This window comes from Legionella sp. km772 (assembly GCF_003989735.1).
Lineage (GTDB): Bacteria > Pseudomonadota > Gammaproteobacteria > Legionellales > Legionellaceae > Legionella.
Genome location: NZ_RZGQ01000025.1, coordinates 1 through 16563, shown reverse-complemented (window position 1 = coordinate 16563; position 16563 = coordinate 1). Strand labels below are relative to the sequence as shown.

Here is a 16563-nt window from a genome sequence, read left to right as displayed (position 1 = left end):
ATCATAGGGGCTGTTTTGCCTCGCTTTACTTGCAAAGAGGAAATTTTTTACTCACCTACAGTCTCTTTAGAGTTCGCTGTAGGTGCATAATAACATTTTGCATCATAGAGTAAAATTTTTAACAATTAACTCTTATTTAAGATTAGAGGCAGCTGATTGATTAAATCACTAGCCAATAGACCACGCTCCCCTTGTTTTTGGGTAACCGTATCCGCAGCCACCGCGTGTAACCACACGCCAAGCATCGCCGCTTCAGACAAAGATAGATCTTGCGCACCAAGACCGGCAATAATGCCGCTTAAGACATCACCCATACCAGCACTTGCCATGCCTGGGTTCCCTTTAGGGCAAATGAAGAGGTTTTTTTCTAAGGTCTGCACTAAGGTTCCCGTCCCTTTTAAAACAACCACTCCCCCATATTTTTTTTGAATTAAAGCAGCAGCGCGAATACGATCGTCTTGAATCTCAGTAGTAGAACAAGCAAGCAAACTGGCAGCCTCACCCGGGTGGGGAGTCAATATCCAATTATCATCCACTTGGGGTTTATAGGCTAATAATCTTAAGGCGGAGGCATCAATAACCATGGGTAATTGAGAGCTCAGCGCAACTAAAAACATATTTTTAGCCCATTCGCTTTCGCCTAATCCTGGCCCAATAATGCAAAAGCTTGCTTTAGCGAGCAGTGGCAATAACTCCTGTGCTTCCTCAATGCCCCAAATCATGGCTTCAGGAACCAGGGGTAATAGGGCAGCAACATGCTCAGGCAGTGTTGCAATACTGACGGCCCCTGCCCCAGTACGCAATGCGGCCTTAGCCGCTAAAGCGACAGCACCCGGCATACCCCAACCACCACCGATGATTACCACATGGCCATAGTCACCTTTATGAGAGTTCTTTTTTCTGGGTGATAAGGGTAGGTTTAGACAATTTTTGGCCAGCAATTGGGCACAGGGTTTTAAGCCGGCTAAATAAGATTCAAGTTGTAAATGATGGCAATAAATTGCGCCACAATAGTCCGGCCCATCAAGTGTATACATTCCTAATTTAAGTCCAATAAAACTAAGCGTCATCGTAGCTTGGACACAGACATTAGCTACTTGGCCATTGTCAGCATTTAAACCGGAAGGAATATCTAAGGATACTACGGGTAAGCCACTGGCATTAATTTGCTGGATGGCTGCAGCAATAAGGCCATAGACTGGCCCTTTTAAACCTATACCTAATAGAGCATCAACAATAAGTTCAATTTCACTGTCAATAGGCTCATCAGCCCATTGAAAATCAACACCTGCGGCATGCGCTTCTAAAGCCGCTTGTTTTGCGGCATTGGGTAAGTCCTCTAGAGCTTTACATTGGTAAACAGTAACGACTAAGCCATGCTGGTGGGCTAAACGCGCAACGATATAACCATCACCGGCATTATTTCCTGAACCACAAAATAGGGCAAGATGGCGCACGGTGGGGAATTTTCTTAAAATAAAAGAAAAAGCCTCTATGCCGGCCTGCAGCATTAATTGGAATTCATTAAGATGAGCTAACCTTGGGGCTTGTTGCTCACAAGCTCTAATTTGCGCGGTAGTATAAAGTGCGTACTCTAACTGGGACATCAGGTCATTCCCTCTTCAGTTTATTAATAACTGTCCATGTATCATACTGTTAAAATAATTGTTGGGTCAAAGACCCAACAAACACTCTAATAGAGTTAAATTACAGTATTTTTTATTTTACTAGTTTTAAAGAGGGTTTAGATTTAGAGCCACCAGATTCAGCATCTGAAGAAGTGGTCGGTGGAGGTTCTTCGCCTTCTTCGATGGCAAACGCAATACCGCGGCCATTTTCTTTTGCGTAAATTTCTAAGACAGCCGTCGGTGAAACGAAAATTTGTTCAGTTTGTCCAGAAAAACGAGCAGTAAAAACAATACGATCATTCTCAAGAAGGAGTCCCCGAGTCGCTGTAGGAGATATATTTAAAACAATCCGATCATGACGAATATGTTCCTGCGGAACCTGAACCCCAGGATAAGCAGCATTAACCAAAATATAAGGGGTTAGCTGATTATCTACAATCCAATCATAAAAGGCTCTAATCAAATAGGGCTTATTAGATGTCATCGTTGTAGTTGTTGTCATATTAAGCAGCTCTTATTTGTCGCTCAGCATCAGTTAAACTGGTTTGAAACGAATCTCGTTTAAACACTTTTTGCATGTATGCGGTTAATCCTTTATGTTCTGCAGTGATTGCAATGCCTAATTTCGGTAAACGCCACAATAAGGGCGCCAAAGCGCAATCTAATAAAGAGAACTCATCACTTAGGAAATAAGGCTTATCGGAAAACAAAGGATCTAAGCTGATAAGACTTTCAGCCAAATTAGTTCTCGCTTCCTCAGCCTGCTCATCCCGTAAAATGCAATTCATTAAATAATACCAATCTTGCTCAACACGGTGCATCATTTTACGTGTTTCTGCACGCGCTACGGGATATACCGGCAATAAAGGAGGATGTGGAAAACGCTCGTCCAAATACTCCATAATAATGCGTGCTTCATAAAGAACAAGCTCGCGATCAATTAAAGTAGGAACGGTTCCGTAAGGGTTAAGCGCTAATAAATCGGCACTAGGTTCATCTTGTTTGGCTGGCAGGATTTCAACATTCACTCCCTTTTCAGCTAAAACGATACGAACTTGATGACTATAAACATCATCGATATCAGAAAATAGAGACATAATAGTGCGCTTTGCAACAATTGCCATTAGCAACTCCTAATCAATTTGTTATTGGTATAACTAACCAAAATTACAATTTTCGCTGTGCAAAAGTGAATATTCTACCACATTTTTAACCGCGTGGGTGAAATTTCTAGCTAAAATTCGTTTTATTGGAATTGTCTATATTTTCAACTTTCTGATTGTAATGAGAAAATATAATTTTTACTGCTAGAGACAACCTTAAATAAATTTTGCGACTAGAGGTGCGCCTAATAATCAAGAGCCCAAAAATGCAAATATTGCGCAAGATGAGAAAGTATTTGACTAAAATGCTTTTATTAAGTTAAAATTTTGCGCATTTTGGACTTGATGAGAACTTATTATGGCAAAACAGAAACAAGAAAGAACGATTAGGAATCCCCTAAAAGTTCTTGCTGGGCCGGAAATTGAAACCCTCGCGGATTATTTTGGCCAAGGGGCCCTTGGAGTATATTATATTAATCCCACCACTGATGCAGCCAGCTTTCATCCCTTGAAAGATGCATACAACGACATTATTGCCCGTCCCCTGGACCCGACCAATAAACTGTGCATGTCCACCGATTCCAACCGGTCAGAAGAGGGTGATCAATTTCCGAAACGAACCTCTATAGAATTCCGCTCAGGTCCAGAACTTGAAAATACACAAGAATTATTGCAGTTAACCAAAGCCTATTCCGACTGGTTAATCCTCCAAAAGGATTTTATTCGACAAACTCAATTTAAGAACTATAAAAAGCCAAGCCGGCGTGAATACAATGCTATTCATTATCTTAATCTTGCTGATTTTATCAATTATTACAATAGCTTAGAAGATAGCCGCGTACAGTTACATATTACCTCACCTCAAACCGTATTTGACCCTAAGAATGCGGGCCCAGATTTTGAATTTCGTTTTCCTGCTCATGCTAGTTGGGTAGTGCAATTAAAATATGAAGATTTAGCCCCTAAAACACCCGCCGTTTTCACAACCCAATACAATTTAAGTATACCTATTGGTTGTATTTTTGAACCGGACGTTAGAAAGGCTTTTCCCCTTATCAATGAGTTCTCTCTTCTTAATAAAGAAAAGGAAATTGCCGCAGATTTCAATGAAAGTCGTCCCCATATTAAGCTGCGACAATACGAACAAGAAATTTTTACTTCTGCAATCGACCTAGCCGATCGATTTTTTACCCAAGCCAAATTTCCTTTATCCGCTATTGGAGCCAGGGATTTTTTAAGAGGGATGGCTTATGAGCTGGCTTTAATTTCTACCAGCCAAAAATATCTGGTTGAATTATTTCAAGACGATGCCTTGTGGATAGCCGAACAACATCGAAAAGTCGCTCTCGCCAAAGGGGGTAGAGACAAAGAGCCTTCAGCAAAAGAGGTTAATGAAATTGCTATTAGTCTTGCAAACACCTTGAGAAAATCAATTTTTCCTTACTTTTTGAAAGCCACTCTTGCCACTTTTTTTCAACAGCTCCATCCCTATGAACAACAACTATTACAAGCTATCCCTAAAAAAGAAATTAGAAAACTGTGCCAACAAGCCATTCAGCTCGCGAATGGTGGTCGAGGGAATACTGCGGACCATCCCGGTCATTTAATGTTTAACCATGATTCGTTTATGGAGCTTTTCGATATTTTTTATGGGCAAACCTTTCAGGGAGTCCCAGTGGATGAGGATGAAGCTCCAGCCGATCCCATTGGTTGCTTAACTGATCGCTTTATTTCACCAAGCAATTTGGGCAGTGCTAAAGACCCGGTCACTGCGCTCGTAGTTGAATTACGGGCACCCGCACAAGGAAAGCAACAATATCGGGATATTCAAACGATGTGCAGTACTTTTAATAGCACACATCAAGCACTATTAGATGCTTTTTGCTTAACCCAAAAAGCAGCTAAGACTGAGCTAGATAGGCTTTATCATGGAGAAGTGCTAAGTAGCCCTGTGAGTAAAAAGGAAAAGGCCCCTACTCCTAAATCGCTTAAACAAAGACAGCCCCTTATGGTCTCTCCCCTTGCCTCAATTACGGCCGAAGAAGAGGAGACCGCCGCAGTCAGTTCGCCACCTCCCCGTAAATCGAAAAGAAAAGCTCATTCCGCACCCTCCGAATCCCCCTTGGCACAGCAAAGCCTTTTTGCTAAAAAGCGGGAGAAACCTGCTTTAGACAGGGACAGCTCTAAACGTAATAAGCAAATGGGACTCTTTAGTTATGTACGTAGGGAATCCGAAGAGGGAATGGAGTCTTCATCAACAGGAATGACCTTGAGAAAAAGGGCCAAACTTGATTAAGCAATGAGAAGTAGTAACTGTTTTGAATGATATTCAGGACAGTTGCGCCCTCTTCTTAAGAGCCTAGATCCGACCAATAAAGCCGTTTTAACAAGTAAACCGGGATAAATAATAGGATAAAAAATAACACCACATAAGGTCCAAGATGTATCCGCGAGAAATAAGCCGGCTCTCCCACATAGTCAAGAAAATTAATTAAATCTCCCAGCTCTTGTTTAAAATGCTCATTCAATTGTTCTGGCGTGCCTTTTAATGGCTCTAAAACATCGGGCATAGCGACATTGGGTAACAGGGTATTATTAACCCCCATAGGACGGCTATGATCCTTATAAAAGCCGGTTAAGTAACGGTATAACCAGAGTTTACCCCGCTGCCGAGCAATTAATGATAAATCGGGTGGCACCACTCCAAACCATTCTTGCGCATCCTTAGCCTGTAAAGCGATAAGAAAAGGCTCATTTAGTTTGCTCTCGGTAAAGATAAGATTATCCTTTACCAAATTAGGGGGTATGGCTAAATCGCTAGCTAACTGCTCATAACGGAAATATTTTAATGAATGGCAGCCGGAACAATAATTGACAAATAAAGCAGCCCCTCGTTGTAAGCTGGCTTTATTAGCACTATCCATCGAGGGGAGGGCAAAACAGCCATAGCCTCCTAAAACCCCAAGTATAAATAAAATAAGGTTTAATCGTTTCTTCATCGCTAGTTGATTCGCAAAGGCACTGAACGACATGCTTCATATTGACTATAAAAAGGCATGAGTAAAAAATAAGAAAAATAAAGAATAACACTAACTCGCGCCAGAATTAAACGTAATGGTGTTAGTGGTAGAGTGCCTAAATAGCCTAAAAGAATGAAGCTTAGAACAAACAATACAAGGCTCGCCCGCGAGTACATACCTTTATAACGCCAAGAACGAACCGGGCTTTTATCTAACCAAGGTAAAAGAAAAAGAAAAAAAACAGCCAATACCATTAAACCTATCCCTATTAATTGATTGGGTATAGCTCTTAAGAGGGCGTAAAAGGGAGCCATGTACCACATTGGCACAATATCGTCGGGAGTAAGCAGTGGGTTTGCGGGGATAAAATTATTTGGCTCTAGGAAGAATCCCCCCATTTCGGGAACAAAAAACACCACAGTAAAGAATACAAGAGCAAATAGTACCAAGCCCAGCACATCCTTAATGGTGTAGTAGGGGTGAAAAGGAATCCCATCAAGGGGTTTGCCATGTTTATCTAGCACGGCATTGATTTCAATCCCCTCGGGGTTATTTGAGCCTACCTGACGCAGACCAATAAGATGTAGAAAAACCAGTAAGACAATGGCTAAAGGAACAGCAATGATATGTAAAGCATAAAAACGTTGTAAGGTAACCCCTGTCACCGAATAATCCCCGCGTAACCAAACAACTAAACTCTCACCAATATAAGGAATAACACTGATCAAAGAAGTAATGACTTGGGCTCCCCAATAAGACATTTGCCCCCACGGTAATAAATAACCAAAAAAAGCTTCCATGAGCAACAATAAATATAAAATCATTCCTAAAAACCACACAAGCTCCCTTGGTTTTTGATAAGAACCATAGAGGAGGCCCCGAAATATATGCATATAAAGTACAATGAACAGTGCAGAAGCACCGGTGGAATGCATATAACGGAATAACCAGCCAAAGGAGACATCACGCATTAGTGATTCTAAGGAGGAAAATGCCGCTTCTGCCGTGGGGGTATAAAACATCGTGAGCCATAAGCCAGTGATTACTTGGTTAAGTAAGAGGATTAAAGCAAAAGAGCCAAAAAGGTACATGAAATTTAAGTTTTTAGGGACATAATATTCGCTAAAGTGTTTTTTCCAAGTACTTAATAAAGGGAAGCGAGCATCTAACCACTGCATAAGATTATTCATACTGCCTGCACCATAGACTATTCCTCCCCTATAATCACTGTCTGTGGATTAATAAAATGATGCGGGGGAACCGCTAAATTAATGGGTGCAGGAACCCCTTTAAATACGCGGCCGGCCAAATCAAAAGTAGATCCATGACAAGGACAAAAAAAGCCTCCAGGCCATTCGGGTCCTAATTCATGGAGCCTAGGCTTGTATTTTGGTGAGCAACCTAGATGAGTACAAATACCAATTAGGATGAGGTATTCTGGATGAATTGAACGGAACTTATTTTTAGCATAATCCGGTTGTTGAGCAACCAAGGACAGCGGATCCCTTAATTGCGTGGTGTCGACTTTGCTAAGCTCAGCTAACATAGCGGCACTTCGTTTTATAATCCAAACAGGCTTACCTTGCCATTCAATGACACGCTGTTCGCCGAATTCCATAGCGCTTAAGTCCACTTCCACAGGTCCTGTGGACGCTTTGGTTTTAGCACTCGGAAGCCAGGATGAAGCAAGAGGAATTAAAGAACAAGCCACACCAATACTGCCTAACACGCAGGCAGAACCGAGTAAAAAGCGACGCCGCTCTTTATTAATTTGCTCCGCTGAGCAAACAGGATTTTCTGGTCCAGGTTCGGGTTCTTGACTCATTTTTAGTATAGTAGCCTCAATAAAATAAAGCAGCTTAGCTTCACCGAGCAAGTCAATCCTTCTCTTCAGTTTTAAATAGCACGGTAAAAGCATCCACTTAGGACTGTAGTGCTACAAATAAAAAACCCCGACAAATGCGGGGTTGGGGAAATACGAAAACAGAAAGATTAACGCTTGGAGTACTGAGTAGCACGACGAGCTTTGTGCAAACCGACCTTCTTTCTTTCCACGCGACGTGAATCACGAGTTAAGAGACCGCGTGCGCGTAATTTTCTTCTAAATGAACTTGGGTTAGGCTCAGCATCTTTAGCTAAACCTTGCTCATCATAAGCAACTAAAGCTCTAGCGATACCTAAACGAACCGCACCAGCTTGGCCAGAGATACCGCCACCAGTTACAGTGATATAAATGTCAAACTTATTAGTTAAATCAACAGTTTCTAGGGGTTGCATTACAACCATGCAAGAAGTTTCACGGCAGAAATACTCTTGTAGGCTACGATTGTTAACTTTAATCTCGCCTTTACCTGGACGTAAAAACACTCGAGCTGTTGAACTTTTTCTACGACCAGTGCCATAGTATTGCTTCATTTCAGCCATAATACTTATTCCTCAATCTCTAGTTTTTTGGGTTGTTGTGCAGTATGTGGATGCTCATTTCCAGCATACACTTTTAGCTTACGATACATCTCTCTACCCAATGGATTCTTTGGCAACATACCTTTAATAGCTAATTCGATAATGCGCACAGGATTTTTTGCTTGCATTTTTTCGAAATTAACTGATTTAATACCACCAGGAAAACCAGTGTGGTGATGATACATTTTATTTTTGAATTTACGACCAGTTACAATAACTTTCTCTGCATTAGTAACAATAATGTAGTCGCCAGTATCAACATGGGGGGTATATTCAGCTTTATGTTTGCCACGTAAACGACGTGCAACTTCAGTAGCTAAACGACCCAAAACTTTATCGCTGGCATCAACGATTAACCAGTCGCGTTTGACTTCATGGCCTTTGGCACTAATTGTCTTCATTAATTAAACTCCGAACCGCCTAAATTGGTAATCTTTCTATCATGGACGGGCGATTTTAACCAAAACAGAAAGATCCTACAAGTAAAAAGGATAAATTTTTATAAACAATCTTCATTTTTTACATAAAATCATCTTTTAGATAAAAAATACAAGCTAATAACAAGGGTAAAATATTCAAAAAAACTTATTTCCGGCCTGAAGGCGGGGCCTTTTGAATATGATAAGGGCATTATAGAGCAATTAGATTAAAATCTGAAGTACTACTCCACTATTAAAAGCTCATCTACTTGCTTATTGGCAAGTAAATGGTCGGCAATAATTTTATCTATATCTGCAAATGAAGAATAAGAATACCACACCCCCTCGGGATAAATCACAATACAAGGACCTAACTTACACCGACCAAGACACCCCGACTTAGAAAGACGAATTTTACCAGGGCCATGGATATCCAATTCAACTAGTTTGGCCTTCATATACTTAAAAAACTCTTCACCACCAGAATTAGCACAGCAAGGTGTTCCGGTGGGCTTTTGGTTTGTACATAAAAGGACGTGTTTTGTATAATAACTCAATGCACTATTTTCCTATTTCTTCAATTTTCGTTTTTAGTTTTAATCCGGGCTTAAAGGTAACGACTCTTCTTGCCACTACTGGAATTTCTTCACCGGTTTTGGGATTGCGTCCTGGTCTTTGTGGTTTATCTCTTAAAGTAAAATTTCCAAAGCCTGATAATTTAACATGTTTCCCATGCTCTAAAGCGTGACGTAATTCTTCAAAAAAATTTTCGACCATTTCTTTAGCGGCAGGTTTTGCTAACTTTAACTCCTCACACAAAGTTTCAGCAATTAACGCTTTGCTTAATGCGTTCATAATTAGTCCCTCAAAAGGATTGAAAATTCATTTTCCAGTGCTTTGATTATAGCACTAATTAAAGAATTGATCTCAGCATCAACTAAGGTACGCTTAGCATCTTGTAAGGTAATTGAAATAGCGACACTTTTCTTTCCTTCTGGAATGCCCTTGCCCATATAAACATCAAAAACATCAAATGCTTTTAACCAATCTTCCGTACTGACAGCGCGAACTACCTGCTCAATATCTAAAGCAGTGATTTGCTTGTCCACTAAGAATGATAAATCTCTTCGTATTTGTGGATATTTTGAAATCGCTTTATAACGCGGTGGAGTACAAACCATTAACGATTCTAAATTGAGTTCAAATAAAAGTACATCTTTATCCAAATCAAGGGCATCGGCCAGACGAGGATGTAATACGCCTAACCATCCGGCCGGTTTATTATCTATCACTATTTGTGCTGATTGTCCCGGATGCAAGGCCTCATGCACTGCGGAAATAAATTGTACCTGCGGGATTTTTAATAAAGCAAAAATGGATTGAATATCCCCTTTTAAATCATAAAAATCATAAGAACCCGTAGTTTCGCTCCAGTTTAAGCCACCCTTTTCCCCGGATAATAAAGCCGCAACACAAGGACGTTCAGTTAATTGCTGGTTAATTACATCAAAGACGACGCCCAGTTCGAAAAATTTGATTGCATTTTGTTGGCGGTGGACATTGTAAATCATCGAAGCAATCAAACCCGGCCACATTCCAATACGCATTTGTGATAATTCAGAAGAAATCGGGTTCAACAATTGCATGAATTCTTTATTTGGGTATAAAGCTGCTTGTAATTCTGGATCAACGAAACTATAACTAATTGTTTCATTATAGCCCTTAGTTCTAAACCAATGACTTAATTGATAAGCAATACGCTCCCGCTCAGAAGAGCTGCCTGCTTGAATGGCCGTATTCATAGGTTGTGCTTTGAGCTTATCATAGCCATTTAGACGCACAATCTCTTCAACCAAATCCACCTCTTGTTGTAAATCGAAACGGTGTGAAGGAATCTCTGCCATAAAAATGGTTTCATTGACGGTAATTTTTAGGCCTAAACCTTCTAATAAAGTACGCATTTCTGCAATAGGAATGGAAATACCAGTCAATTTATGCACTTTATTGGTGTCAAATTTAAAACAGATTGGCTTAGGTAAATAAACTTCATTAAGGGCTTCGCTAATAGGGCCAGCTTCTCCACCAGAGATCGATAATATTAAGGCGGTGGCCCGCTCTAAGGCTTTTAATTGTAATTGTGGGTCAACACCCCGTTCAAAACGTTGGGACGAGTCACTGAACAGACCATATTTACGGGCAACCCCAGCAATAGTCGTAGGATTAAAAAAAGCACTTTCTAAAAACACATCTTGCGTGTGCGCTTGTACAGAACTCCCAGCCCCACCCATGATACCAGCCATGGCCAGCGGTTTTTCTTGATCCGCAATGACTAACACCTTATCGTTTAGCTTAACTTTTTGCCCATCTAATAGCTCAAGCTCTTCTTCGCGTGCACTAAAGCGCACCTCGATATTGCCCCTCAGCTGGGCTAAGTCAAAAGCATGCATGGGTTGACCAAGCTCGATCATCACATAATTCATAACATCAACAACTGGATGGACAGTACGAATCCCACTTCGACGTAAACGTTCAGCCATCCACACTGGAGTGGTTGCTTGCGAATTAATGTTCCGTATAATTCGGCCACAATAGCGGGAACAGGCCTCTTCAGCATTTAAACGGATAGAAAGTTGATCATCAATTGAGGGGGTTACTGTTAAAATTTCAGGCTCTAATAAAGGAAGTTTTTTTAACGCAGCTACTTCGCGTGCTATTCCTAAAACACTAAAACAATCGGCACGATTGGGCGTTAAATCGATATCAAAAACATGGTCATCAAGTAAAAGATAATCACGTAAACTCACCCCTATTGGCGCATCTTGATCCAGCTCCATAATGCCATCAGATAATTCGGCCAAACCCAGTTCACTGACCGAACAAAGCATTCCTTGCGATAATTGGCCACGTAATTTAGATTCTTTAATGTGTAAGCCGCCTGGTAATTTAGCACCAATCATGGCTAAAGCAACTTTCAAGCCTGGACGAACATTAGAGGCACCACAAACAATAGCTAAAGGCTTATCAGTTTTGGCATCGACCTCGCAAAGTGTTAGCTTATCTGCATCAGGATGAGGTCTGGTAGTTAGAACTTGCGCCACCACTACATTAGAAAACTCACCAGCAACTGGACTTACTGCATCAACCTCTAAACCCGCCATTGTTAACTGGTCGGCTAGCTCTTGTTCAGCTAATGAGAAATTAACCCATTCACGTAACCATAACTTACTTAATTTCATTGACAGACCTCATTAACCCTGCATTTATTGTGATTATTTTAAATTTAAAATTGATTTAAAAAGGTGACGTCATTCTCAAACATCATTCTTAAGTCATCAATGCCATAATAAAGCATAGCCAATCTATCCATTCCCATACCAAAGGCCCAACCTTGATATTCATCAGGAGAAATATTGACAGCTTTTAATACATTTGGATGGACCATCCCACAGCCTAACACTTCTAACCAGCCAGTAAATTTACACGAACGACAGCCCTGACCATTACATTGAGTACATTCAATATCTACCTCGGCGGAGGGCTCTGTAAAAGGAAAATAGGAGGCTCTAAAACGTACAGCCAATTGACGACCAAAGAAATAAGCAAAAAAGTCCTCTAACAAACCTTTTAAGCCAGCCATGGTTGCTTGCTTGTCAATCAATAGACCTTCTACTTGATGAAACATAGGCGTATGAGTAAGGTCGGAATCGCATCGATAAACACGGCCTGGGGCAATTAACCGAAATGGTGGGGTACGCTGCTCCATGGTCCGAATTTGTACTGGTGAAGTATGCGTACGCAATAAACGCCCATCACCAAAATAAAACGTATCGTGCATCGCACGTGCTGGATGATGTCCAGGTATATTTAGTGCTTCAAAATTATAAAATTCAGTTTCAATCTCTGGGCCATCAACAATATCAAAACCTAAACGACTGAAATAATCATTAATCCGCTGTTTAACTTGGGTCACTGGATGCAGCGAACCCGTATTCCGGTTGCGTCCAGGCAAACTAACGTCGATTTGTTCTGCAGCTAATTTTGCTAATAATTGCTTTTCTTTTAACTCAAACATTTTCGCTTCAATGAGCGCGCTAATAGACTGCTTGGCTTGATTCACCAACTGGCCTACTTTAGGTTTCTCTTCAGCTGATAAATGTGCGAGGCTTTTTAAAACCTCAGTAAGCTTTCCCTTTTTACCAAGGAAATCAACTCGAATTTGTTCAAGAGCAGCGACATCCTGGGCTTTATTGATTGCTTGAGAAGCCTCTTCTTGTATGGCAATAGTATCCAACATAGTTATACCCACAAGTAAAAAGGAGGCCTGAGCCTCCTTGATGATTTTATTGATTTTGTATTACTACAGTGTTCTTGATCGCTTAGAACACTAACAACAAATTAGTTTGCTAAGGCGGCTTTCGCTTGCTCAGCTACTGCGGCAAAAGCCACTTTGTTATTAACCGCTAGATCAGCTAAAACCTTTCTGTCTAATTCGATTGAGGCTTTTTTCAAACCATCAATTAAACGGCTGTATGATATCCCACACTCACGTGCTTGAGCATTAATACGGACAATCCATAATGCACGGAATTGACGCTTCTTCTGACGTCTATCACGGTATGCATATTGACCCGCTTTAATAACTGCCTGTCTTGCTACACGGTAGGTACGGCTACGAGCTCCGTAATAGCCTCTCGCTTGTTTTAATATTTTTTTATGACGCGCTTTCGCCGTCACACCACGTTTAACTCTTGGCATTCTTCAATCTCCCCTTAACTACCGTGCAACATACGAGCTGCTAGTTTAGCATCGCATGGCTTCAAAGTACTTGCACCAACGCGTAAATGGCGTTTTTGCTTAGTAGACTTTTTAGTCAGGATGTGATTTCTATAAGCGCCACGACGTTTAATCGCACCACTTGCTGTCTTACGGAAGCGTTTAGTCGCTCCACGATGTGACTTTAATTTTGGCATAGCAATGTACTCCGCATTTGTTTCAGCTACTTACTTTTTTTGGGCGATAAAACCATCAATAGTTGTCTTCCTTCACGTTTTGCATGCTGCTCTACTGTTGCAAATTCAGCGGTATCTTGCTGTAAACGTTCAAGAATTTTCATACCTAATTCTTGATGGGCCATTTCACGACCACGAAAACGCAGTGTAATTTTGACTTTATCACCATGATTAAGGAAACGTATCAGGTTGCGTAGCTTGACCTGATAATCCCCGTCTTCCGTCGTAGGACGGAATTTCAATTCTTTGACCTGAATTTGCTTTTGCTTTTTACGAGCCTCAGCTTGTTTCTTACTCAGTTCAAAGAGAAACTTACCATAATCCATAATCCGACAAACAGGCGGCTTCGCCGTAGGCGAGATTTCAACTAAATCTAAACCACCTTCCTCTGCAGCACGCAGAGCTTCTCGTGTTGATACAATTCCGGCCTGATTTCCATCGACATCAATTAAGCGTACCTCTGGTACATTAATTTGTTCATTAATTCGTGCGCGATCACTTTCACGCTTAGTTGGTGCACTAATGGTTTAATCCTCCCGGTTATTATCGATTAAAGACTTTTAAAGATTTCTTCAGTCTTTTCCTTGTTTTCAATAGAATTTTTATTCATAAATCTAGTGGAAACAGATTTTAGGTCTTTACCTTTACTTTTAATTTCGTGCTCTAAGATATCACAAAGTTCATTTATTGTCATTACGCCACGATCTTCGCCCTCACGCGTACGTAGTGCTACCTGGCCAGAGGCCATTTCCTTATCTCCTATAACTAATAGATAAGGTACTTTTTGTAAAGTATGTTCGCGAATTTTAAAACCAATTTTCTCATTTCTCAAGTCAAAATGAGCGCGAATCCCTCTTTTTTGTAAAATTTGTCTTAGTTTTTCGCCGTATTCGTTTTGTTTTTCGCTAATAGTAAGTACAGCTGCTTGTACTGGCGACAACCATAGGGGTAATTTCCCTGCGTAATGCTCAATCAAAATACCCATAAAGCGCTCAAACGAACCTAAAATAGCACGATGCAACATCACTGGAATTTGTTTACTGCCGTCTTCAGCAACATAACTTGCCTCAAGTCGGGCAGGCATTGAAAAATCTACTTGGATAGTACCGCATTGCCAAATTCGCCCTAAACAGTCGGATAAGGAACACTCGATTTTCGGACCATAAAAGGCACCTTCGCCTGGCGCATCGATCCATTCAATGTTTTGATCTTTCATCGCTTGTTTCAAGGCGTGTTCTGCTTTATCCCAAACCTCATTAGAGCCTACTCGCTTTTCTGGTCGCAAGGCCAAACGATACTTTATTTTTTCAAAACCAAAATCAGCATACACGGACTGTACCAATTGCAGCATCATCGAGACTTCAGATTGAATTTGATCTTCCGTACAGAAAATATGAGCATCATCTTGCACCATATTACGAACGCGCATTAAGCCATGTAAAGAACCTGAGGGTTCACAGCGATGACAGTTACCAAACTCCGATAAGCGCAGCGGTAAATCGCGGTAACTTTTTAAACCTTGGTTAAACACTTGTACATGGCAGGGGCAATTCATTGGCTTAATGGCGTATTCACGATTTTCCGTTTGAGTCACGAACATATCGTCTCTAAAATTTTCCCAATGGCCGGATTTTTCCCACAGAATTTTATCTACTATTTGCGGGGTTTTAATTTCTTGATAGCCAAAATCTACTAAGCGGCTGCGGATGTAACGCTCCAGCTCTTGGTAAATAATCCAACCATTAGGATGCCAAAACACCATACCGGGGGCCAGATCTTGAAAATGAAATAAACCTAAAGCTTTACCTAATTTACGGTGATCGCGCTTTTCTGCTTCTTCCAGGCGGAATAAATAATCAGCTAAAGATTTTTTATCAGCCCAAGCTGTCCCGTAAATGCGTTGCAACATTTCATTATTTGAATCACCACGCCAATAAGCGCCCGCAAGCTTCGTTAGTTTAAAGGCTTTTAAAAATCCAGTCGAAGGAACATGAGGGCCTCGACATAAATCTTCAAAATCACCCTGCTTATATAAGGATAAAACCTCATCTTGCGGAATATCAGCAATAATTTTTGCTTTATACTCTTCCCCGATGCCTTTGAAGTATTTAATAGCTTCATCGCGGGGAAGCTCCCGGCGAGTAACAGGGTAATTAGCTTTGGCTAATTCCTGCATTTTGGCTTCAATTTGAGTTAAGTCCTCGGGCGTAAAGGGGCGGGCAAAGGCGAAATCATAATAAAAACCATCTTCAATAACCGGTCCAATCGTAACCTGGGCGGTTGGAAAGAGAGCTTTTACTGCTTGAGCAAGCAAATGCGCTGTTGAATGACGTATGACTTCTAAGCTTTGTTCTTGTTTTTCAGTAATGATAATTAAAGAGCAATCATTGTGCATTAAATAGCTGGTATCGACCAAAACGCCGTCAACTTCACCAGCCATAGCGGCCTTGGCTAGTCCTGGGCTAATTTGATGGGCAACATCATATACTGTCACTGGCGCATCAAAACTTTTTATACTTCCATCAGGTAATTTAATGTTGGGCATAGTTGTCATCCACCGCGCTGTCCGTCAAGCATTTCATATCAAAAAAAAACCCTGCAAAGCAGGGCTAAAACCGTAATTCTGGAAATGCTTTAACCCAATTAGTTGGTAGGCACGAGTGGGTTCGAACCACCGACCACCACCATGTCAAGGTGGTGCTCTACCGCTGAGCTACGTGCCTATAATTCGATCTAGCAAATAAAGTGGATGAATTATATATTAAGGTGGCCTCATAAAGCAATGCCTAATTCAGGGTTCTACAGGGTCACCTCATGAAAAATTTTGAGATAAGATAGTGGTTAAAATAGAATCATCCCATCCAGCATTTTTTCTGAGCCGCTTAATAGATTGCCTTTTCATCTGATTTTTAGTTAATTGA

Annotated in this window: 17 protein-coding genes and 1 tRNA gene; 1 reads left to right on the top strand and 17 read right to left on the bottom strand. The window is 40.9% G+C overall.

Translation table 11 applies throughout. From position 1 onward, the window contains the following. Positions 1-125: 125 nt before the first annotated feature. The 3 genes from ELY15_RS04815 to sspA all read right to left on the bottom strand — a co-directional run bounded on the left by ELY15_RS04815 (position 126) and on the right by sspA (position 2752). A complete protein-coding gene (locus ELY15_RS04815; RefSeq protein ID WP_127098521.1) occupies positions 126-1607 on the bottom strand; it encodes an NAD(P)H-hydrate dehydratase in 1482 nt (493 codons plus the stop codon). A 112-nt stretch (positions 1608-1719) separates the two neighbouring features. Next, a complete protein-coding gene (locus tag ELY15_RS04810) occupies positions 1720-2112 on the bottom strand; it encodes a ClpXP protease specificity-enhancing factor (protein ID WP_127098532.1) in 393 nt (130 codons plus the stop codon). Between the two features lie 19 nt (positions 2113-2131). Beyond that, positions 2132-2752 (bottom strand): stringent starvation protein SspA, encoded by a 621-nt coding sequence (gene sspA, locus ELY15_RS04805; RefSeq protein WP_127098520.1) that lies wholly within the window; start codon positions 2750-2752, stop codon positions 2132-2134. A 337-nt stretch (positions 2753-3089) separates the two neighbouring features. Here sspA and ELY15_RS04800 point away from each other — a divergent pair, with 337 nt between their 5' ends. Beyond that, positions 3090-5027, top strand: coding sequence for a hypothetical protein (locus tag ELY15_RS04800; RefSeq protein ID WP_127098519.1), 1938 nt, complete (start codon positions 3090-3092; stop codon positions 5025-5027). A gap of 55 nt (positions 5028-5082) precedes the next feature. Here the strand turns inward: ELY15_RS04800 and ELY15_RS04795 are convergent, their stop codons facing one another. From ELY15_RS04795 to ELY15_RS04730, 14 genes are all read right to left on the bottom strand, one after another. Further along, positions 5083-5730 (bottom strand): cytochrome c1, encoded by a 648-nt coding sequence (locus ELY15_RS04795; protein WP_158617412.1) that lies wholly within the window; start codon positions 5728-5730, stop codon positions 5083-5085. Positions 5731-5732: 2 nt separating this feature from the next. Next, positions 5733-6941: a cytochrome bc complex cytochrome b subunit gene (locus tag ELY15_RS04790; RefSeq protein WP_127098517.1), complete on the bottom strand. Its 1209-nt coding sequence runs from the start codon at positions 6939-6941 to the stop codon at positions 5733-5735. Between the two features lie 17 nt (positions 6942-6958). Beyond that, the gene (gene petA / locus ELY15_RS04785; RefSeq protein WP_127098516.1) at positions 6959-7576 is read right to left on the bottom strand and encodes a ubiquinol-cytochrome c reductase iron-sulfur subunit; all 618 of its coding nucleotides are present in this window, start codon (positions 7574-7576) and stop codon (positions 6959-6961) included. 167 nt (positions 7577-7743) lie between these two features. After that, on the bottom strand, positions 7744-8175 hold the full coding sequence (rpsI, locus tag ELY15_RS04780) for a 30S ribosomal protein S9 (RefSeq protein WP_127098515.1): 432 nt from the start codon (positions 8173-8175) through the stop codon (positions 7744-7746). Between the two features lie 5 nt (positions 8176-8180). Continuing rightward, positions 8181-8615, bottom strand: a complete 435-nt coding sequence (gene rplM / locus ELY15_RS04775) for a 50S ribosomal protein L13 (RefSeq protein WP_127098514.1) — start codon at positions 8613-8615, stop codon at positions 8181-8183. Positions 8616-8875: 260 nt separating this feature from the next. Further along, on the bottom strand, positions 8876-9190 hold the full coding sequence (locus ELY15_RS04770) for a ferredoxin (RefSeq protein WP_127098513.1): 315 nt from the start codon (positions 9188-9190) through the stop codon (positions 8876-8878). Positions 9191-9194: 4 nt separating this feature from the next. Further along, positions 9195-9488 (bottom strand): integration host factor subunit alpha, encoded by a 294-nt coding sequence (locus tag ELY15_RS04765; RefSeq protein ID WP_127098512.1) that lies wholly within the window; start codon positions 9486-9488, stop codon positions 9195-9197. 2 nt (positions 9489-9490) lie between these two features. Continuing rightward, on the bottom strand, positions 9491-11869 hold the full coding sequence (gene pheT / locus ELY15_RS04760) for a phenylalanine--tRNA ligase subunit beta (RefSeq protein ID WP_127098511.1): 2379 nt from the start codon (positions 11867-11869) through the stop codon (positions 9491-9493). Positions 11870-11913: 44 nt separating this feature from the next. After that, positions 11914-12927 (bottom strand): phenylalanine--tRNA ligase subunit alpha, encoded by a 1014-nt coding sequence (gene pheS, locus ELY15_RS04755; RefSeq protein ID WP_127098510.1) that lies wholly within the window; start codon positions 12925-12927, stop codon positions 11914-11916. Positions 12928-13028: 101 nt separating this feature from the next. Further along, on the bottom strand, positions 13029-13388 hold the full coding sequence (rplT, locus tag ELY15_RS04750; RefSeq protein WP_127098509.1) for a 50S ribosomal protein L20: 360 nt from the start codon (positions 13386-13388) through the stop codon (positions 13029-13031). A 14-nt stretch (positions 13389-13402) separates the two neighbouring features. Then, positions 13403-13603 (bottom strand): 50S ribosomal protein L35, encoded by a 201-nt coding sequence (rpmI, locus tag ELY15_RS04745; protein WP_127098508.1) that lies wholly within the window; start codon positions 13601-13603, stop codon positions 13403-13405. 26 nt (positions 13604-13629) lie between these two features. Further along, the gene (infC, locus tag ELY15_RS04740; protein WP_127098507.1) at positions 13630-14166 is read right to left on the bottom strand and encodes a translation initiation factor IF-3; all 537 of its coding nucleotides are present in this window, start codon (positions 14164-14166) and stop codon (positions 13630-13632) included. Between the two features lie 26 nt (positions 14167-14192). After that, entirely contained in the window at positions 14193-16187 is a 1995-nt protein-coding gene (gene thrS, locus ELY15_RS04735) for a threonine--tRNA ligase (protein ID WP_127098506.1), read from the bottom strand. Positions 16188-16290: 103 nt separating this feature from the next. Continuing rightward, a tRNA-Val gene (locus ELY15_RS04730) sits at positions 16291-16365 on the bottom strand. Positions 16366-16563: the final 198 nt, after the last annotated feature.